Source organism: Pseudarthrobacter sp. TRD_SC_9 (assembly GCF_055361265.1).
In genome coordinates, this window is sequence record NZ_CM143956.1 from 1881704 (window position 1) to 1900245 (window position 18542).

Below are 18542 nucleotides of genomic sequence, written 5' to 3' on the forward strand. Positions count from 1 at the left end.
GATGACTGAAATCACCACCGAAAAAGCGCGCATCGGCGCGCCCTCAGCCCAGCCGTTCATCAACGGTTTCACCGAGGAAGGCGAAAGCCTTTCCCCGATCAACGCCGCTGGTTCCAAGGCCCCGCTCGCAGGAGAGGCCGTCAAGGCCCACTCCCACGGCGGGGGCGTAGGCGTACCGGACAGCTCACGTGCCGGGCGGCTCACCTCCTACAAGCTGGCAGACTTCAAGCCACTGACCGGCATGGAAGAGGACTGGCGCTTCACCCCGCTTAAGCGGCTGCGCGGTCTGCACACGGAGGTCCTCAACGGTGCGGCACCGTCCGTGCACGTTGTTGCACCGTCGGGTGTAGTCCTCGAAACGGTGGGACGCGACGATGCCCGCATCGGTTCCGCCGCCATCCCGGAGGACCGTGTCTCCGCCAACGCCTGGGAAAACTTCGCAGAGGCCACCGTCATCACGGTTCCCGCTGAGCTGCAGGTCAGCGGAGAGGTATCCGTAGTCATCGAGGGATCCGGCACCGAGGCCTCCGCGCAGCACATCGTGATTATCGCCAAGCGGTTCTCCAAGGCGACAGTTGTCCTGGAACACCGGGGCAGCGCAGTAGTGTCCGAGAACGTCGAAATCCTGATTGAAGACGGCGCAGAGCTCACCGTCATCTCGCTCCAGGAATGGAATGACGACGCGGTTCACGCATCCTCGCAGCAGGCCCGCCTGGGCCGGGACTCCAAGTTCAAGCACATCGCCGTTTCACTCGGCGGAGACCTGGTGCGCATCACGCCGTCGACACGGTTCACCGCAACTGGCGCGGAAGCCGAAATGTTCGGCCTCTATTACGCGGATGCCGGCCAGCACCTGGAGCAGCGCCTGTTCGTTGACCACGCGGTGGCCAACTGCAAGTCCAACGTGCTCTACAAAGGCGCACTGCAGGGCAAAAACGCGCACACCGTGTGGGTGGGTGACGTCCTCATCCGTAAAGAGGCCGAAGGCACCGATACCTATGAGGCAAACCGCAACCTGGTCCTCACCGACGGGGCACGCGCAGACTCCGTGCCCAACCTGGAAATCGAAACCGGGCTTATCGCAGGTGCAGGCCACGCCAGCGCAACCGGCCGTTTCGATGACGAGCACCTGTTTTACCTCATGGCCCGGGGCATCCCGGAGAAGGTTGCCCGCCGCCTCGTTGTGCGCGGGTTCCTCAACGAGATCATCCAGCAGATCAGGATTCCGGCCCTCGAAGAGCGGCTGACCGAAGCTGTTGAGCGCGAACTCGCCGCCAGCGAGCACTGATACTGCAGGCCATCAGCACTGTTGTTGCATAAGACTTAAGAACAACCAGAAAGAAGAGCATGTCAACTCTTGAGATCAAGGACCTGCACGTCAGCATTGAGACGGAGCAGGGCACCAAGGAGATCCTGAAGGGCGTCAGCCTGGTTATCCGCACCGGTGAAACCCACGCCATCATGGGTCCGAATGGTTCGGGCAAGTCCACCCTGGCTTCCACCATCGCCGGCCACCCGCGCTACATCGTGACCAGCGGTTCCATCACCCTTGACGGTGAAGACGTCCTGGAAATGAGCGTGGACGAGCGCGCGCGGGCCGGCCTGTTCCTGGCCATGCAGTACCCGGTTGAGGTTCCCGGGGTCAGCATGACGAACTTCCTGCGCACTGCCAAGACCGCCATTGATGGCGAGGCTCCGGCATTGCGTACCTGGACCAAGGAAGTTAAGTCGGCCATGGAACAGCTCCGGATCAACGCCGACTTCGCGCAGCGCAACGTCAACGAGGGCTTTTCCGGCGGCGAAAAGAAGCGCGTGGAGATCCTGCAGCTGGAACTCTTCAAGCCGAAGTTTGCGATCCTGGATGAGACCGACTCAGGCCTTGACGTGGATGCACTGAAGGTCGTTTCCGAGGGCGTCAACCGCGCCCAGTCCGAAGGCAAGATGGGCACACTGCTTATCACCCACTACACACGGATCCTGCGCTACATCAAGCCGGAATTCGTTCACGTCTTCGTTGACGGTCAGGTTGTGGAAGAAGGCGGGCCCGAGCTGGCCGACCGCCTGGAAGAAGAAGGCTACGACCGTTACGCGGCCGGTGCCGGCGCTGCCGTTGCACCCGCCGTGCAGGCCTAGTTAGGATCGCCTCATGACCGAAACAAATGTGGCCCGCACCAGCCTCGAGGATGTCGAGGAGGCGCTCAAGGATGTCATCGACCCCGAACTGGGCGTCAACATCGTTGACCTCGGGCTGCTCTACGGTCTGAAATATTCCGATGACGACGGCGCACTGCTGATCGACATGACGCTCACCACGGCTGCCTGCCCTCTCACGGATGTGCTCGAGGAGCAGGTAGGCAAGGCGCTGGACGGCGTCGTGGACGACTGGCGCCTGAATTGGGTCTGGATGCCGCCGTGGGGTCCGGAACGGATCACCGACGACGGCAAGGACCAGATGCGGGCCCTCGGCTTCAACATCTGATCTCCACTATCTGAGTACGACGGCGGCCGGTCACCTTCATTGCGAAGGTGACCGGCCGCCGTCGTCCAGTCTTAAGGGGAGTGAACCCTACGGCGTGGCCACCGCGAAGGTGTCGCACTGGTTGATGTCGCCGCCTTCGTAGCCCACGGAGAACCATTTCTGGCGCTGCTCACTGGAGCCGTGGGTCCAGGCTTCCGGGGAGACGCGTCCGGTGGCTGCTTCCTGGATGCGGTCATCGCCCACCGCCGACGCCGCGGACAGGGCATCCTTGAGGTCCTGTTGGGTCAGCGGTTCAAGGAAGGGTTGGCCCGTCTGCGGATCGGGTTGCTCCGTGGCGTAGCGGACCCACAGTCCCGCAAGGCAATCGGCCTGCAGCTCCACCCTGACGGCGCCGGACTCGGGGCCCTGTGGATCCTGCTGGGCATAGCCCAGGGTGCCGATGATGCTCTGCACGTGGTGTCCGAATTCATGGGCCACGACATACTCCTGGGCCAACGGGCCGCCGGAGGAACCAAAGCGGTCCACCAACTCCTGGAAGAACCCCGGATCAAAGTAGGCCGTGGAATCGGCGGGGCAGTAGAAAGGTCCCACGGCGGACGTAGCATTACCACACCCGGTGCTGGTGGCGCCGTCGAAAATTACGGTTTCCGGCCGGGGATACTGCACGCCGTAATCGTCCAAATAGTCCGGCCAGAAGGCGTTGAGGCTGTTGACGGTCCCCACAATGCGGCAATCAAGGCGGGCGTCGGCATCGGCCCCGATGGCGCAGGCGGGACCGGTGGCCTGCTCCTGCCCTTGGCCCTGATCCGTGCCCGTCCCGGTGAGGCCATTCAGCATGGACGGATCGACGCCGAGCAGCACCAGGAGGAGCACCACAATGCCTCCGCCAATGCCACCGCCGATCTTGGTGCCGCGTCCTATACCGCGGCCGCGGCGGTCCTGCACCTGCGAGGGATCCAGGCGAACGTTGTCATTGAAGCTCATAATGAAACTTTAGACGCTACACAATGCGGAGTGCAGGCAGGCGGCCGCTAAAATTGGCCTGATGCCATTCCTTGACCGACTCCAGCGCTGGGCCGACGACCGCCCCGATGCCCCCGCTATTGTGGTTGCCGGCCGTTACCTCAGCTGGTCGGATCTTCGTGAAGCGGCTACGGCCGCCCTCCCGCAGACGGCGGCACTGAGCGTGCTCGCGCAGCCCAACTCCGTCGATTTCGCCGTCTCGTTCGCGGCAGGCATTGCCGGAACGCGCCAGTGCGCGGTGCTCGATCCGACCTGGCCGGAAGCTGTCCGGGACGGCATCGGTGAAAAACTGGCTGAGTCCCACCCCGGAGCCTTGGCGGTGCAGCCTGCCAATCCATTGGCAGAGGAACTGGCGGATGGGCCGCCGGACACGCCTTTCCTGATCGGGCTCACTTCAGGTACCACCTCGGTCCCGAAAGCCTTCACCCGCTCCCGGCAATCCTGGCAGCTGTCCTTCGAAGCGTCGATCGCATTCTTCGGCCTGCGCCAGGATGACATCACCTTGGCCCCGGGCCCACTGGCTGCCAGCCTGAATCTGTATGCCCTGGCTGAGTGCCTGTATGCCGGCGCGCAGTTCAATACGCTCGAATCGTTCGATATTTCTGACGTCCACACAGCCGTCGCGTTCGATGGCGTGACCCGGCTGGTGGTGGTGCCCACCATGCTCCGGCTCCTCAGCGAGCGTGGATTAGCCGGGGGAGTGGACGCGTCAGGGCTGCGGAGCATCATCTGCGCCGGTTCCAAGCTGGACGCCCGAACCCTGGAAGCCGCGCGACGCTGGGCTCCAGCGGCAACTATTTTCGAGTATTACGGTGCCTCAGAGCTCAGCTTCGTGGCCGGTTCGGGGCTTGCGCCCGGAGAACCGGCAGCTGCCGGGAACACCAGGATCGGCAGGGCTTTTCCCGGGGTGGACATCAGGATCCTGGCCGATACGGCTACCGACGCTGATGGTGCGCCTGATGACGCAAGACCACGCAGCGTGGAACTTCCCGACGGCGAGGCAGGCTGGATCTGTGTTCGCAGCGGCATGGTCAGCAACGGCTACCTGTGGGGCGATGATGGCGAGGCCCTGCGTACCATGGACGGCTGGTACACCGTGGGGGACCAGGGTTACCTGGAGGACGGTGCGCTGCATATCCTTGGCCGGCGCTCAGACATGATCCTGGCAGCCGGCCGCAATGTCTACCCTCACGAGGTGGAGCTGGCGTTGACCTCCATTCCGGGTGTGGCGTCGGCCGTGGCAGTGGGCATGCCCGATGATCTCCGCGGCCAGAAAGTTGTGGCGGGGATCGTGCCCGCCAACGGAGCGATTACCGTGACCCAGATCAGGACCGCGTTGTCGGCGGCTTTAGCCAGGGAAAAGCGGCCGCAGCAGTATTACCTCCTGGACGGGCTGCCTGTGACGGACCGCGGGAAAGTCAGCCGCGGACTTCTGCGGGAGTGGATCGAGGCCGGCGACGGCAGGGTTAAGCACCTTGGCTGACGGAAGCACCGAGGAGCGTCAGCCCGTCATCATCGCTGCCCGGCGTACGCCGGTAGTCCGGGCCAAGGGCGCCCTTCGCGATGTGCCGGTACAGCGGCTTCTGGCACCGGTGCTGGAGGCATTGCTGGCGGAACTGGCCCTGTCCGGTGGCACCGTTGACGACGTCCTGATCGGTAACGCTGTGGGAGGCGGCGGCAACGCGGCCAGGCTCTCCCTTCTTGAAGCCGGGCTGCCTGTACACGTGCCCGGCATCACTATTGACCGGCAATGCGGCTCCGGCCTGGACGCCATAGTGCTGGCCAGCCGGCTGGTGAGGGCCGGCGGAAACCCTCTGTATCTGGCCGGGGGAGCGGAAAGCGTCAGCACGGCGCCACTGCGTGCCATCAAGAATCACGACGGCGAACCCGAGTTTTACGCCCGGGCCCGGTTTTCGCCGGACAGCCTCGGCGATCCGGATATGGGTGTGGCGGCAGAGAACGTTGCCCGGGAACACGGCATCAGCCGCCAACGGCAGGACGATTTCGCCCTGGCAAGCCATACCCGTGCCCTGCGGGGATTGGCCACCGGAGCCTTCGCTCACGAAATTGTTCCGGTGCCCGCAAACCCCGGGACTGTCGCCATCGACGACGGACCCAGGCCTGCCTTGACTGCAGGAATCCTGGCACGGTTCCCGCCAGCGTTTGTCCCCGGAGGAACAGTCACCGCCGGGAACTCGTGCTTCGACGCAGACGCCGCATCCGCCGTCGTTATCACCTCGCTGGCGCGTGCCCGTGAGCTGGGGGCAACTGACGGATTACTGGTGGAAGGGTCGGAAACGGCCGGCGTCGAACCAAGGCTGCTGGGCATAGGGGCGGCCGCCGCGGCGGAAAGGCTTTTGCGGAAGCGGCAGCTCTCAGCCGACGCGCTGGACCTGGTGGAATTCAACGAGGCGTTCGCGTCGCAGACCGTCGCCTGCCTGACCCGGCTCGGTATCGATCCGGCCCGGGCGAACCTCGACGGCGGGGCGCTGGCCATGGGCCATGCCTACGGCGCGTCGGGCCCGGTCCTCGTCACCAGGCTGCTTGCCCAGGCCCGTACCAGTCCCGGCCGCGAATCCCTGGCGCTGGCGATGATCAGCGGCGCCGGGGGCCTGGGTACTGCGGCCCTCTTCCGGTACGCCCGCATCTCCTAACTGGCTCGCAGCTAACGCACTCAAAACCGCTTTTCAGTGCATTATCTGCTGCTCAGTGGGGTCTTCAGGTTCGCCAAGGCCGCGGGCGGCGAGCGCTTCACCCGTCTGCCTCGCGTAGGCCACCGTGGTGATGAATACCGGCAGCACCAGCGCCCGCGGATTCCGTTCCAGTCCCCGCGCCTTGGCAGAATCCCGCACGTCGGAGAACGTTCCGGCGATAAAGGGAATGCTGCGCAGCATTATGGCGATGGTCAAGGCGAAGCGCTCCGGGTCCGCCCCGAAGCGCCGGAAAGGTGTTGCCAGGGAGGTTACGCCGTCGAGCAGCCGTTGCAGGGGAGTGGTTGCCGTCAGGACCGACGCCGCCACCACACACACCAGGATGTTCAGGACGATCCGGGCGGCAGTTGGCCCACCGAGTTGCCACCATTGGAAGAGGCCGATCACCGCCAGCACGGGAAGCAGCGGCCGGACTGCCCGGAACAGCCTGCGCGCTCCCGCGCCGCTGAGCAGGAACAGCGCCGCCATGGCAGCCAGTACGGTGCCGGATACCAGCCAGTCGGTAATCAGGAACGATGCAAAACCGGCGCCCACCACTGCCAGGAACTTCAGCCAAAGCGGGCAGCGGTGAAGAAGGGACCCGCCGGGCACGTAATTGGCCAGCAGGAAACCGTGCCCCCTCATCCCATCCCCGAAACACCCAGCGCCAGCGCACGGTAATGCTCGACGGCGGCTTCCGGACCACCGTCGAAAACTACCCGGCCGGCGTCGATCACCAACACCCGGTCCATGCCGGTGACCAGTTCAAGATCGTGGGTGGACATAATGATCTGCTGGTCCAGACTGTCCAGGGTCCGGCGGAGCAGTTCACGGTTGCGGAGGTCCAGGAGGGTGGACGGTTCGTCGAGCACCAGGATGGCCGGATCGACCGCCAGGACGGCCGCGAGCGCCATTAGCTGCCGTTCACCGCCGGACAGTTCGTAGATGCTCTGCTCAGCCAGGCCCAGGAGGCCAAACCTGTCCAGCGCTTCCTCGGCCAGGTGCCGCCTTTCGGGTCCGTTGCGGACCGTTCGGCGCAGCGACAGCTCCACGTCCTCCCGGCCCGTAGGCATCACCAGCTGGGACAGCGGGTCCGTAAAGACGAAACCAACCGAGCGGCGGACGGCGCGCACGTCGCGGATGGTGTCCTTTCCATTGACGGTGATTGAACCGGAAGTTGGCTGGGCCAGACCGTTGATGAGGCGGAGGAAAGTGGATTTGCCGGAGCCGTTTGATCCGATAACCCCGATCCGCTGCTCAGTTATGGTGAGGGAGATATGGTCCAGGAGTGTCCTGTAATGGTCGGTACCGTCGATTGGTGCCCGGACCGTAGCTCCGGTGAAAGAGATAGTGGCCATAATTACTGCCGGGCCGCGCGCCGCACCAGGATGTCCGGAAACGCCCGGTGGAGGGACACGGCAATCAGGGCTGCCAGGATGTTCTTCACCACGTCCCCCGGATAGAACGCCAGGTCCGCAAGGAAGGCCTGCTGGATGGTGGCACCGGTATTAAGGGCAATGCCGGCCACGCCCAGGCTGTGAATCGTGAGGATGCTGGTGACCATGGCAGCAGCGAACAGCCACACGGCGCGAAGCCGCCTGGTCCGGCGCAGGAACTGGACGGTCAGGAAGCCCACCAGGGTGGCCGCGACCGTGAAGCCCACAATGTAACCGGCGGACGGGCCCGCCAGTATGCCGAGTCCGCTGCGGCCGCCGGAGAAAATGGGCAGTCCGGCAAGTCCCAGCAACGTGTACAGCCCGACGGCGGCAAATGCGCGGCCGGGGCCAAGGACCATGCCCGTGAGCATCACAGCCAGGGTCTGGAGGGTGATGGGGACGCCTACGGCCAGGGGAATGCCCGGTACCAGGGCGGCGCCCGCGACGATGGCTGCAAAGACTGCGATCAGGCCGAGGTCCGTGGCGTTCCATCGCTGGCGGCGGGGAGGGGGATTGGTGACTACTGTGTCTGCTTGGCTCATGGGTCTTTCCTGTGGGTTCCTGCAACTGTTGTTGCAGCGGGAGGTGCGGGGATGATGATGTGGTTTCGACGATACGTGCCCCCTGCGGTGGCGTTTTTGTAGCCCTGCCACTAAAGCCGAGGTCACATCCTGCAGGCGTTGCACAAGCTCTCCTGCCGGTAGACTGGTCTAGGCCGTCTTTGGCCACTCTGCCTGGCAGCCATGGTGAAACCCGGCATCGGTCCAGTCCGATGCGTTGAACCCATGCTGCGGCTTCCCTGTTTGTGAAAGGCCTTACCTGCTGTGATTACTGTCCAGGATCTTGAACTGCGCGCCGGCGCCCGGCTCCTTATGGACCAGGTGAGCTTCCGCATCGACAAGGGTGACAAGATCGGGCTGGTGGGCCGCAACGGTGCCGGGAAAACGACTCTCACCCGGGTCCTGGCGGGCGAGGGACTTCCCGCCGGAGGCAAGGTCACACGCAGTGGCGAAATTGGCTACCTTCCGCAGGATCCCCGCACCCCGGACATGGAACAACTGGCCCGCGACCGCATCCTTGCTGCCCGGGGCCTGGACGTCGCCGTGGGGAAACTGCGGTTGGCCCACGAGGAAATGGCCAGCGAGGATTCAGAGGTCCAGCGCAAGGCCATGAACAGGTACGACCGCCTGGAATCTGAGTTCCTGGCGGCCGGGGGCTATTCGGCCGAGGCCGAGGCCGCCGCTATCTGCTCCAACCTGGCCCTCCCGGACAGGATCCTGAACCAGCCGCTGAAAACGCTCTCCGGTGGCCAGCGCCGCCGCGTCGAGCTGGCCCGGATTCTCTATTCCGACGCCGAGACCATGCTGCTCGATGAGCCCACCAACCACCTCGACGCCGACTCCATCGCCTGGCTGCGTGACTTCCTCAAGAACCACCAGGGCGGCCTGATCGTGATCAGCCACGATACCGAGCTCCTCGAAGCCACTGTCAACAAGGTCTTCCTCCTGGACGCCAACCGTGCCCAGATCGATTTCTACAACATGGACTGGAAGCGCTACCTCCTGCAGCGCGAAACGGACGAACGTGCCCGCAAACGCGAGCGGGCCAACGCCGAGAAGAAGGCCCAGGTCCTGTTCGACCAGGCCAACAAGATGCGGGCCAAGGCCACCAAGGCAGTGGCGGCACAGAACATGGCCAAGCGCGCAGAACGGCTGTTGAGCGGACTGGAGGCCGTCCGCGAAAACGACCGCGTGGCAGCCCTGCGGTTCCCTGACCCGTCGCCCTGCGGCAAGACGCCGCTCACGGCTGAGGGCCTCAGCAAGTCCTACGGCTCGCTGGAAATCTTCACCGATGTGGACCTGGCCATCGACCGTGGCTCCAAGGTGGTCATCCTGGGCCTGAACGGCGCCGGCAAAACCACACTGTTGCGCATGCTCGCTGGGGTTGACAAGCCGGACACCGGGGACGTCATCGCGGGGCACGGGCTCAAGGTGGGCTACTACGCCCAGGAACACGACACCCTGGACGTGAACCGCACGGTCCTGGAAAACATGCGCTCGTCCGCACCGGATATGAAGGACGCAGAGGTCCGCGGGATCCTGGGTTCCTTCCTGTTCTCCGGCGACGACGTCGACAAGCCGGCCGGGGTTCTCTCCGGTGGCGAGAAGACCCGCCTGGCCCTGGCCACGATCGTTGCCTCCAGCGCCAACGTGCTGCTCCTGGACGAACCCACGAACAACCTGGACCCGGCCAGCCGCGCCGAAATCCTGGGTGCGCTCCGCAACTATTCCGGCGCCGTCGTACTGGTCAGCCACGATGAAGGCGCAGTCGAGGCGTTGAACCCGGAACGGGTGGTCCTCCTGCCCGACGGCGTTGAGGACCACTGGAACGAGGACTACCTGGACCTCATCACCCTGGCCTAGCCGGGGCTGCGGTTAAAAGCCGCGAGGGCTAAAAACCCTGACGGTCAAGGATGGCGTCTTCCTCTTCCTCGGCCGTCGGGGTTTTCCGTTTCCGTGGCGCCGGACCCGGGCGGGCGCCGTGGACTGCCGCATAGCGGGGCTGGGATTCGTCATCCTCAGCGTCAATGGCTGCGTTCCGTGCCTGCTGCCTGGCGGCATAGCCGAAGGCCACGAACATCAGGACACCGAACGCAAACCACTGCAGCGAGTAGGACAGGTGTGTTCCCTCGTTAACAGATGGCATGGGGAATCCTACGGGTTTGTCTGCCGGCGCCGGATCCTCGCCGGCCAGTTGGCCATAAGCGCCGGTCAGGACCGGGTAGCCGAGCTCGGACGCGTACGTTGGCAGGTCAATGGAAGCCAACTGTCCCGGCGGCGCAGTCCGGTCCAGCTGCGGTTCGCCTGCCTTAAGGCGGACGACGGCGGTAACGTCACCGGAAGGCGGAGCCGGGATGCTGTCCGGATGGCCGGCCGTGTTGTTGCCAATAGGGAGCCAGCCGCGATCCACGATGACTGTTTCGCCGGTATTGAGGCGGAAAGGCACCACCACTTCATAGCCCGGCTGCCCGTTAAGGGGCCGGTTCCGCACGATCCGCTGGCCCTCAACGTCATAGCTGCCATGCAGCCGTACCTGGGTCCATTCGCGCTCCGGCTGAAGGCTGATGAACTGGTCGCGGGCAGCATTGAAGTCCAGTGGCTCGGCGGAATAGTTGGACGTTACCCGGTTGATCTCCGCCAGCGTCTCTGCCCGCCGGTCCATCTGCCATCGGCCCAGGAAGACGCAGGCCGCTGCGAAGATGGCTGCGAGCAGAAGGTAACCCAGCCATTTGCTGGAGAAAAGAAAGCGGTACATTCAGTGATCCTGCCCGTAAGCCGGCAGGTTCCCCTGGTGGGCAGTTGAAATCCCATTGTCGGGCAGCAGGGGCAATGTCTCTTTCCAGAGGCCACGCTGCTGCAGGTATTCCTCAAGCCAGCCGTGGTGTTCGGGGCAGGCAAGCCAAATCTTGCGGCGGTCCGGGGTGTGGATCTTGGGGTTGTTCCACAACAGTTGCCACCGTGCCGGCGCCCGGCAGCCCTTTCGGGAGCAGCGGGCTTCGGCGGGGCCGTCGACATTTCCACTGCCGCCGGCCAGGTCAAAGATACTCATGAGGCGCGCTTTTCCTGTTCCTCGGGTCCGTCGTCATCCGGCACCACTTCGCCCTGCAGGATCACTGGCCCGCCGTCCGAAGTCCCTGTGCTGCTCCCGCCACCGTAGCCATTGCCGTCGGCGGCTTCCGGCGCTGACTGCGCAGCCGGGCCTTCCAGTTCCACGTAGGGGGCCGTGTCCAGGAGAGTGTCGCTGTGGATCGCTGCCTGGTCGCTGCCGTTCGCGATGACTACGGCCACCCACGGCAGGAACACGGCACCGGCCACCATAACCAACTTGAACCAGCCGTCGACAACGAAGATCAGGACCAGGCAGACCATGCGGATTCCCATGGCCAACCCGTACTGGATCATCCGCTTGCGCATGTCAGTGGAGTGCGCTACGGCAGCATTGGAAATGCTGTGCACCTCCGCGTCCGTGAGGTTATTGCTGCGGCTGTGATGGTCTGCGGGTATGGACTTTCCGAAGGGGTTTAAGGGGGTCATTAGTGGCGGATCACGCTCCCAAGGCTTCCTACAATTCTCTCACCTTCCGAGGTGCCGCCCCAAACCCGGGCTAAGATCGTTGGCAGGCAATCCCAACCCTCGACGGCGGCGCCACTGCGCCGCAGATCCGGAGCACCCCCATGACTGAAGCAGTTTCGAGCGCCCGCAGTGTCCTCATCACCGGTGGAAACCGCGGAATCGGACTGGCTATAGCGGAGTCTTTCCTGGCCAACGGCGACAAGGTGGCCGTGACCTACCGGAGCGAGTCACCGTTGCCCGAGGGCATCCTGGGCGTGAAAGCCGATGTCACCGACCAGGCCGCTGTGGACGCGGCCTTTACCGAGGTGGAAGCTGCCCACGGGCCGGTTGAAGTGCTGGTTGCCAACGCGGGCATTACCAGGGACACCTTGCTGCTGCGTATGAGCGAAGAAGATTTCACCTCCGTCATCGATACCAACCTGTCCGGCGCTTTCCGCGTCATCAAGCGTGCCACCAAGGGCATGATGAAGCTGCGCAAGGGACGGGTTGTGCTGATCTCGTCCGTTTCCGGACTCTATGGCGCTCCGGGCCAGATTAATTACTCCGCGTCCAAGGCGGGGCTTGTGGGAATTGCCCGTTCACTGACCCGTGAACTCGGTTCGCGCGGCATCACGGCCAACGTTGTTGCACCCGGGTTCATCAACACAGACATGACCGCCGAACTCCCGGAGGCGACGCAAAAGGACTACCTGGCCAAGGTGCCGGCGGCACGGTTTGCTGAGGCGTCCGAGGTGGCGAATGTGGTGCGCTGGGTGGCCAGCGATGAGGCCAGCTACATCTCTGGCGCGGTCATTCCGGTGGACGGCGGCCTGGGCATGGGTCACTGACCCAGCAGTTCGGGCCCAGCTTTGGAGGGGTCATACAACTGATTTCGCCGCTGCCGCTGGCATGATAAAGGGCGAACCCACTGCGTTTGGACGTATTCAACAAGAAGGAGCTCGAATGGGACTGCTGGACAACAAGACTGCGATAGTGACAGGTTCTTCGCGGGGCGTCGGAGCCGACGTCGCGAAGTTCCTTGCTGCCGAGGGCGCCGCCGTCGTCGTGAATTACCGGCAGAAGGCCCCCCGCGCGAACAAAGTCGTGGCGGAGATCGAAGCCGCGGGAGGTCGTGCCGTCGCGGTCGGCGCCGACCTCACCACTGCCGAGGGTGTGCAGGCCCTGGCAAGTGCCGCTATGGAGAACTTCGGTTCGCTGGATCTCCTGGTGCTCAACGCTTCAGGCGGAATGGAGTCCGGCATGGAGGAGGGCTACGCGCTTAAGCTCAACCGCGACGCCCAGGTCAACATGCTTAACGCTGCTGCCCCGCTGATGCCGGAGGGCTCCAAGGTGGTGTTTGTTACCAGCCACCAGGCACACTTCATCGAAACCGTGCCCACCATGCCGGAATACGAGCCCGTGGCCCGCAGCAAACGTGCCGGCGAGGACGCCTTGAGGGAACTGGTGCCAAACCTTGCCGATCAGGGTATCTCCCTGGTGGTGGTCTCCGGCGACATGATCGAAGGAACCGTCACCGCTACCCTGCTGGATCGGTCCAACCCTGGTGCCATCGAGGCCCGCCGGGCCGAGGCCGGGAAGCTGTATTCCGTGGCAGAGTTCGCGGCAGAGATCGTCAAGATGGCAACTACGGACGTCGAAACCGGCTACACGCACTACGTTGGCGGAGCAGACTACTTCGGCAAGAGCGCGGTCTAGCAGCTCCTGCAAGAAGTATCGGGATGGCAGGGCGGCGATGTTCCAGCGGGACGTTGCCGCCCTGCCGGCGCGCTTAGACGCCGGCGATGTGCCGGACCGCGTCCAGGTAAGGGAAGTTGATGGCGGCGGGAGTTACAGCCCGGACTGCGGGCTTTGCGTTGAACGCCACACCGATCCCCGCTGCTCCCAGCATGTCCAGATCGTTGGCGCCATCCCCGACGGCGATCGTGTGGGCCAGGTCGATGCGCTCCGCAGCTGCCCACTGGCGGAGGTACTTTTCTTTGGCTGCCCGGTCCACAACGTCGCCAAGGACCTTTCCGGTCAGAACGCCGTCGACGATTTCCAGTTCATTGGCCTGCCAGTAGTCCAGGCCCAGTTCATCGGCGATCGGCTGGAGAATCTGGTTGAATCCGCCGGACACTACGGCTACCACATGGCCGGCTGCTTTGAAAGAGGCCACGAGCTCCGCAGCCCCAAGACTGAGCCGGACTTCCGCACGGACGGCATCAACGACGTCGACGGGCAGCCCGGCCAGCACGGCAACCCGGGCGTGCAGGCTCTGGGTGAAGTCCAATTCGCCCCGCATGGCGGCCTCGGTGACGGCAGTAACTTCTTCACGCTTGCCCGCATAAGCGGCCAGCAGCTCAATTACTTCCTGCTGGATAAGCGTTGAATCAACGTCCATGATCAGCAGCTTCCGTTCCGCATCCCGCAGCCCGGACGGTACGAGCGCTGTCTCAATCCCAACAGGTCCGCGGCGGTCCAGTTCCGAGCGAAGTGCGGCCACGGCCGATTCAGCGTCGGTGTCGATCAGGAGTTCGGTAATGGACACCTGGTAGCGGTCATCTCCTGCCTGCGATTCGCTGATAATTTCCGCCCCGGAATCCGAGTACAGCGCACGGAGGGAGGCAAGGTCGGCAGGGGAGAGTTTCAAGGCATAGCTGACCGCAGTCACGTTCGACGTCATGGCTGCCATCCTATCCAGCCGGCGGCGGTGCCAGAAGCTGGTTAAGAACCCACCATGGTTGATTAAGGACACGTCCCGTGACCGGCGCCGGTTATCAGTCCGCCCGCATTTTGACCTAATGTCTACTCCTATGAGCGATGTTCTTGAATTGGCCAAAGTCAGCGTCGTCCGTGGGTCCAAGACCCTGCTGGACAAGGTGGACTGGCAGGTCAAGGAAGGCGAACGCTGGGTCATTCTTGGGCCCAATGGTGCCGGCAAGACCACCCTGCTCCAGATTGCCGCGGCCAGGCTGCACCCCACCTCCGGTATGGCGGGAGTGCTGGAAGAGGTCCTCGGCGCCGTGGACGTCTTTGAGCTCCGGCCCCGCATCGGCCTTTCCTCGGCAGCGCTGGCAAACCAGATTCCCGAGCATGAGAAGGTCCTGAACGTCGTGGTCACCGCCGCCTACGGAGTGACTGGCCGCTGGCGGGAAGGCTACGAAAAGGATGACGAGCGCCGCGCCTTCGCCCTGCTCAATGACTGGGGCATGGGGATGCTCCTCAACCGCCCATTTGCTTCCCTGTCCGAAGGTGAACGGAAGCGTGTCCAGATCGCCCGGGCACTGATGACGGACCCGGAGCTCCTGCTGCTGGACGAGCCCGGTGCCGGACTGGACCTCGGCGGCCGGGAGGACCTGGTGCACCGGCTCAGCGAGCTGGCGCGCGACGAAACCGCTCCGGCCATGGTCCTGGTCACCCACCACCTCGAAGAGGTCCCGCCCGGATTCACCCATGCCATGCTGCTTCGTGAAGCCAGCGTCGTCGCCTCCGGACCGATTGCCGATGTCCTCACCGCCGAGAACCTAAGCACCACGTTCGGACTGCCCCTGGACGTGAGCGTCAACTCAGGCCGTTACACCGCCACCGCCCGCCGCTAGGCGGCAGCTGCAGTGGACCTTTTGGGCAGTATCTTTGTGTTCTTTGCCGGTCTCTGGGCCGGCACCATCAATGCAGTTGTCGGGTCCGGAACCCTGGTCACCTTCCCGGTCCTGATCGCACTCGGTGTCACCCCCGTGGTGGCTTCCATGAGCAATGCCATGGGGCTCGTAGCCGGCAACGCCGCCGGGGCCTGGGGTTACCGGCGCGAGTTGGCCGGCAGGGGCAGGCAATTGGTCAAGCTTCTTCCGGCATCCCTTCTTGGCGGCATAACGGGTGCCTGGCTCCTCCTGCACCTGCCTGAAGAAGTGTTCCATTACGTGGCGCCGGTCCTGCTGGTCCTTGCGTTGTTAATGGTGCTCTTCCAGCCCCGGTTGCAGTCCTGGGTCCGCCAGCGGGAGTCCAACCCGGAGCATGCCATCCGTGATAAAAGCCACGGCGTCCTGCTGGTGGTGCTCGTCTACCTGGCCGGCGTCTATGGTGGCTACTTCGTGGCAGCCCAAGGGATTCTCCTGGTCGGAATCCTGGGTGTGTTCCTGACCGGCACCATCCAGAACGCCAACGCCATGAAGAACATCCTGGTGCTGGGGGTGAACCTGGTAGCGGCCGTTTCCTACATGGTGTTTGCCTTCGACAGGATCAACTGGCAGGTGGTCCTCCTGATCGCGGTGAGTTCCACCATCGGGGGGCTGATGGGATCAAAAGTGGGAAGGAAGCTCCCGCCCACCGTCCTTCGGATGGTGATCTTTGCCCTGGGCTTGATGGCACTCGGCTTTATGATCGCCAATCTGCTGAAATAATCAGCCGGTGAACTTCCACTATCTCGAATCCGCGCAGGATCCCCGCGTGGCCGATTACACCCAGCTGACCGACGTGCACCTCCGTAAGCTCCGCGAGCCTGCCGAGGGCATGTACATCGCAGAGTCCTCCCGGGTGCTGCGGCGGGCGCTAGCGGCAGGGCACAGGCCCCGCTCCTTCTTCCTGGCCGAGAAATGGCTGGCGGACCTCCAGGATGTCTTCGAGGAGTTCCCGGACGTTCCCGCCTACATCGGCAGTGCAGCGCTCCTTGAAGAGATCACCGGATTCCATCTGCATCGGGGTGCCATGGCGGCCATGCACCGCCCGGAATCGGTGCCGTTGCCAACCCTGCTGACTGGTCGTGAAACAGCGAATCGTTCAAGGATCGCGGTCCTGGAGGATCTGACCGACCACACCAACGTGGGCGCCGTTTTTAGGTCGGCGGCGGCGATCGGTGTCGACGCTGTGCTGATATCGCCGCAGTGTGCTGACCCGTTGTACCGGCGCTCGATACGCGTCAGCATGGGCACCGTTTTTCAGGTTCCGTGGACAAGGGTGGACCCATGGCCGGCTGGTATTGAGCAGTTGAAGGCGGCGGGCTACTTCGTGGCAGGCATGTCCCTGGGGGAGGGCGCCATCACCCTTGATGAGCTGGTGGCCCAGGATCATCAAAACCTGGTGCTGGTTTTCGGAACCGAAGGCGATGGCCTGAAGCCCGAAACTGATCAATTGCTCGACGCGCGGGTGACGATTCCGATGATGAACGGCGTGGATTCGCTCAATGTCGCTGCTTCGTCGGCAGTTGCGTTCTATGCGACGAGGTAACAAGCGTCTGGAGAGCGGAGCCGCCGCCATCTTCCCACCGGGGAAACGACGGCGGATCCGCTCTTTCCTAGACGACGGTGAAGGACGCGTCAGCCGCGCCGAGCGAGCCGGCTGCAGGTTCTACGTACAGTACGAAATTGCGGTGACGAAGCCACGCTCCTGGTCGAGCCACCGATTCGAAGGAGACCGTCCCGGTGCCGGAGAGCCCTGCCCGCCGCTGGAACGACGCCCGCGCTGCGAACCCCGCGGTGCCGTCGTTCCGGGCAAGGGCAACTGCCCCGGCCGAGTCGGTCAGGAACCACCCCGGCCAGTTGATTGATTCCATTGCCACGGACCCGTTGCCCGCAGGCCCGGCAACAAGGCGGACCTGTGAATCTTCCAGCGGAGTGACATCCACATCGATTCTCGCCGCAAAGTCCTGGTGCCGTACGTAGCGGGTGGGGAAGTTCGCTGATTTGAGGCGGACGGGCGGTATACCATCCGGTACCGGGGTGCCGAAGTCGGGTGTTCCGTCCGTGCGCCAGCACAGCGGCTGGGCCCGGGCATGCCGGTTCGGATCTGTCAGGGGATCCCCAACGTCCCGGTACGGGCGTGCGTGGTAGATCAGCACGTCGCTGCCGTCCTCCGCCGTGGTGAAGCAGTTGTGGCCCGGGCCGTACTGGCCGGTGGTCTCGTTGGTGCGGAAAACGGGACCGTTTGATTTTGTCCATGACGCCGCGTCAAGCAGATTCGCGCCGGCCGAGGCGGTGAGCAGCCCCATGCAGTACGTCGCATCGGTGGCATTTGCCGAGAACGCGATGAACACGCGCCCGTTCCGCTGGATCACGGAGGGTCCCTCATTGACCTTGTACTTGACGGTCTCCCAGGCCAACGTGGGGACTGCGATACGGACCTGCGGTCCTGTCAGGGTAGCTGGCCCGGACATGGCCGAGATGTAGAGATTGCTGTTGGTGTTGATGCCCGGTTCCGCCTGCGCCCACACCAGATAGCGTGTGCCGTTGTGGACGAAGGTGGTGGCATCGAGCGCGAAGGTATCCCAGGCTGTGGTGATCCTCCCCAGCACGCTCCACGTCGCCGTCATCGGATCGGGACCGTTGGCGCGCAGAACGTAGGGCCGGATGTGGAATATGTCTCCGGCGTCGCCTGCCGCGAAGTAGATGTGCCAGACCCCGTCCACCAGGTGCATCTCGGGCGCCCAGATGTAGCCGCCTGTTGTTCCGGATGCAGGGCGCAGCCAGATTGTCTTTTCCGTGGCGGTTGCGAGCCCGGCAAGGGTCGCCGATGCCCGCAGTACCACCCGGTCATAGGCTGGAACCGAGGCGGTGAGGTAATAGGTACCATCCGACCCGCGGGCGATGTGGGGGTCTGCCCGTTGCTGGGCGAGTGGATTGGTGAGTGTCAGCTCGGCCGCCTGGGCCGCGGGTGCACGCAGTGGCCCGCCGGCGAGGCCCACAGCGGTGAGGGCAGCGGCACCCGCGGCCCCGAGAAACAGGGTGCGCCGACCCATGATTGCCTCGAAGCGCATCCGGTCAGTGATCTCATTCATGTCGGCAGTCCTTTCGGTGGAAGTGAATGGGGCCGT

General features: G+C 64.1%; 20 protein-coding genes. 11 read left to right on the forward strand and 9 right to left on the reverse strand.

Annotated features, from left to right (window positions below):
• The first annotated feature begins 1 nt into the window (after position 1).
• From sufD to ACWA13_RS08800, 3 genes are read left to right on the forward strand one after another with little or no spacing between them, the layout of a single operon-like run.
• Complete coding sequence (gene sufD / locus ACWA13_RS08790; RefSeq protein WP_463937736.1) at positions 2 to 1288, forward strand: Fe-S cluster assembly protein SufD; 1287 nt, start codon at positions 2 to 4, stop codon at positions 1286 to 1288.
• A 59-nt stretch (positions 1289 to 1347) separates the two neighbouring features.
• Entirely contained in the window at positions 1348 to 2133 is a 786-nt protein-coding gene (sufC, locus tag ACWA13_RS08795; RefSeq protein ID WP_463937737.1) for a Fe-S cluster assembly ATPase SufC, read from the forward strand.
• Positions 2134 to 2146: 13 nt separating this feature from the next.
• Positions 2147 to 2479, forward strand: coding sequence for a metal-sulfur cluster assembly factor (locus ACWA13_RS08800; protein ID WP_463937739.1), 333 nt, complete (start codon positions 2147 to 2149; stop codon positions 2477 to 2479).
• Positions 2480 to 2566: 87 nt separating this feature from the next.
• Here the strand turns inward: ACWA13_RS08800 and ypfJ are convergent, their stop codons facing one another.
• A complete protein-coding gene (gene ypfJ, locus ACWA13_RS08805; RefSeq protein ID WP_463937740.1) occupies positions 2567 to 3463 on the reverse strand; it encodes a KPN_02809 family neutral zinc metallopeptidase in 897 nt (298 codons plus the stop codon).
• Between the two features lie 61 nt (positions 3464 to 3524).
• On the opposite strand from ypfJ, the gene ACWA13_RS08810 reads away from it, so the two are divergent.
• Positions 3525 to 4985 carry a class I adenylate-forming enzyme family protein gene (locus tag ACWA13_RS08810; protein ID WP_463937741.1) on the forward strand — a complete coding sequence of 487 codons (1461 nt, stop codon included), beginning with the start codon at positions 3525 to 3527 and terminating at the stop codon, positions 4983 to 4985.
• Positions 4978 to 6156, forward strand: coding sequence for a thiolase family protein (locus ACWA13_RS08815; protein ID WP_463937742.1), 1179 nt, complete (start codon positions 4978 to 4980; stop codon positions 6154 to 6156). Before ACWA13_RS08810 ends, ACWA13_RS08815 begins: the two co-directional genes overlap by 8 nt.
• A 33-nt stretch (positions 6157 to 6189) precedes the next feature.
• On the opposite strand, the gene ACWA13_RS08820 is transcribed toward ACWA13_RS08815, so the two are convergent.
• From ACWA13_RS08820 to ACWA13_RS08830, 3 genes are read right to left on the reverse strand one after another with little or no spacing between them, the layout of a single operon-like run.
• Positions 6190 to 6837: an energy-coupling factor transporter transmembrane component T family protein gene (locus ACWA13_RS08820; RefSeq protein ID WP_463937743.1), complete on the reverse strand. Its 648-nt coding sequence runs from the start codon at positions 6835 to 6837 to the stop codon at positions 6190 to 6192.
• A complete protein-coding gene (locus ACWA13_RS08825; protein ID WP_463937744.1) occupies positions 6834 to 7550 on the reverse strand; it encodes an energy-coupling factor ABC transporter ATP-binding protein in 717 nt (238 codons plus the stop codon). The genes ACWA13_RS08820 and ACWA13_RS08825 overlap by 4 nt, the downstream gene beginning before the upstream one ends.
• A 2-nt stretch (positions 7551 to 7552) precedes the next feature.
• Entirely contained in the window at positions 7553 to 8170 is a 618-nt protein-coding gene (locus ACWA13_RS08830; protein ID WP_463937745.1) for a biotin transporter BioY, read from the reverse strand.
• Positions 8171 to 8452: 282 nt separating this feature from the next.
• Here ACWA13_RS08830 and ACWA13_RS08835 point away from each other — a divergent pair, with 282 nt between their 5' ends.
• Positions 8453 to 10051 carry an ABC-F family ATP-binding cassette domain-containing protein gene (locus ACWA13_RS08835; RefSeq protein WP_463937746.1) on the forward strand — a complete coding sequence of 533 codons (1599 nt, stop codon included), beginning with the start codon at positions 8453 to 8455 and terminating at the stop codon, positions 10049 to 10051.
• 28 nt (positions 10052 to 10079) lie between these two features.
• Here ACWA13_RS08835 and ACWA13_RS08840 read toward each other — a convergent pair whose 3' ends face one another.
• From ACWA13_RS08840 to ACWA13_RS08850, 3 genes are read right to left on the reverse strand one after another with little or no spacing between them, the layout of a single operon-like run.
• Positions 10080 to 10943 (reverse strand): SURF1 family cytochrome oxidase biogenesis protein, encoded by an 864-nt coding sequence (locus ACWA13_RS08840; RefSeq protein WP_463937747.1) that lies wholly within the window; start codon positions 10941 to 10943, stop codon positions 10080 to 10082.
• Positions 10944 to 11237, reverse strand: coding sequence for a hypothetical protein (locus ACWA13_RS08845; RefSeq protein ID WP_463937748.1), 294 nt, complete (start codon positions 11235 to 11237; stop codon positions 10944 to 10946).
• Entirely contained in the window at positions 11234 to 11722 is a 489-nt protein-coding gene (locus ACWA13_RS08850; protein WP_463937749.1) for a DUF3099 domain-containing protein, read from the reverse strand. The genes ACWA13_RS08845 and ACWA13_RS08850 overlap by 4 nt, the downstream gene beginning before the upstream one ends.
• A 140-nt stretch (positions 11723 to 11862) precedes the next feature.
• On the opposite strand from ACWA13_RS08850, the gene ACWA13_RS08855 reads away from it, so the two are divergent.
• Both ACWA13_RS08855 and ACWA13_RS08860 read left to right on the forward strand, forming a co-directional pair.
• A complete protein-coding gene (locus tag ACWA13_RS08855; RefSeq protein ID WP_463937750.1) occupies positions 11863 to 12588 on the forward strand; it encodes a beta-ketoacyl-ACP reductase in 726 nt (241 codons plus the stop codon).
• A gap of 115 nt (positions 12589 to 12703) precedes the next feature.
• Positions 12704 to 13456, forward strand: a complete 753-nt coding sequence (locus ACWA13_RS08860; RefSeq protein WP_463937751.1) for an SDR family oxidoreductase — start codon at positions 12704 to 12706, stop codon at positions 13454 to 13456.
• Positions 13457 to 13529: 73 nt separating this feature from the next.
• Here the strand turns inward: ACWA13_RS08860 and serB are convergent, their stop codons facing one another.
• Positions 13530 to 14423 (reverse strand): phosphoserine phosphatase SerB, encoded by an 894-nt coding sequence (gene serB, locus ACWA13_RS08865; protein ID WP_463937752.1) that lies wholly within the window; start codon positions 14421 to 14423, stop codon positions 13530 to 13532.
• A 130-nt stretch (positions 14424 to 14553) separates the two neighbouring features.
• On the opposite strand from serB, the gene ACWA13_RS08870 reads away from it, so the two are divergent.
• The 3 genes from ACWA13_RS08870 to ACWA13_RS08880 are packed head-to-tail and all read left to right on the forward strand — an operon-like array spanning position 14554 to position 16960.
• The gene (locus tag ACWA13_RS08870; RefSeq protein ID WP_463937894.1) at positions 14554 to 15339 is read left to right on the forward strand and encodes an ABC transporter ATP-binding protein; all 786 of its coding nucleotides are present in this window, start codon (positions 14554 to 14556) and stop codon (positions 15337 to 15339) included.
• A 12-nt stretch (positions 15340 to 15351) separates the two neighbouring features.
• Positions 15352 to 16137 carry a sulfite exporter TauE/SafE family protein gene (locus tag ACWA13_RS08875; protein ID WP_463937753.1) on the forward strand — a complete coding sequence of 262 codons (786 nt, stop codon included), beginning with the start codon at positions 15352 to 15354 and terminating at the stop codon, positions 16135 to 16137.
• A gap of 7 nt (positions 16138 to 16144) precedes the next feature.
• Entirely contained in the window at positions 16145 to 16960 is an 816-nt protein-coding gene (locus tag ACWA13_RS08880; RefSeq protein ID WP_463937754.1) for a TrmH family RNA methyltransferase, read from the forward strand.
• A 67-nt stretch (positions 16961 to 17027) separates the two neighbouring features.
• Here ACWA13_RS08880 and ACWA13_RS08885 read toward each other — a convergent pair whose 3' ends face one another.
• Positions 17028 to 18506, reverse strand: coding sequence for a family 43 glycosylhydrolase (locus ACWA13_RS08885; RefSeq protein WP_463937755.1), 1479 nt, complete (start codon positions 18504 to 18506; stop codon positions 17028 to 17030).
• Between the last annotated feature and the right edge of the window lie 36 nt (positions 18507 to 18542).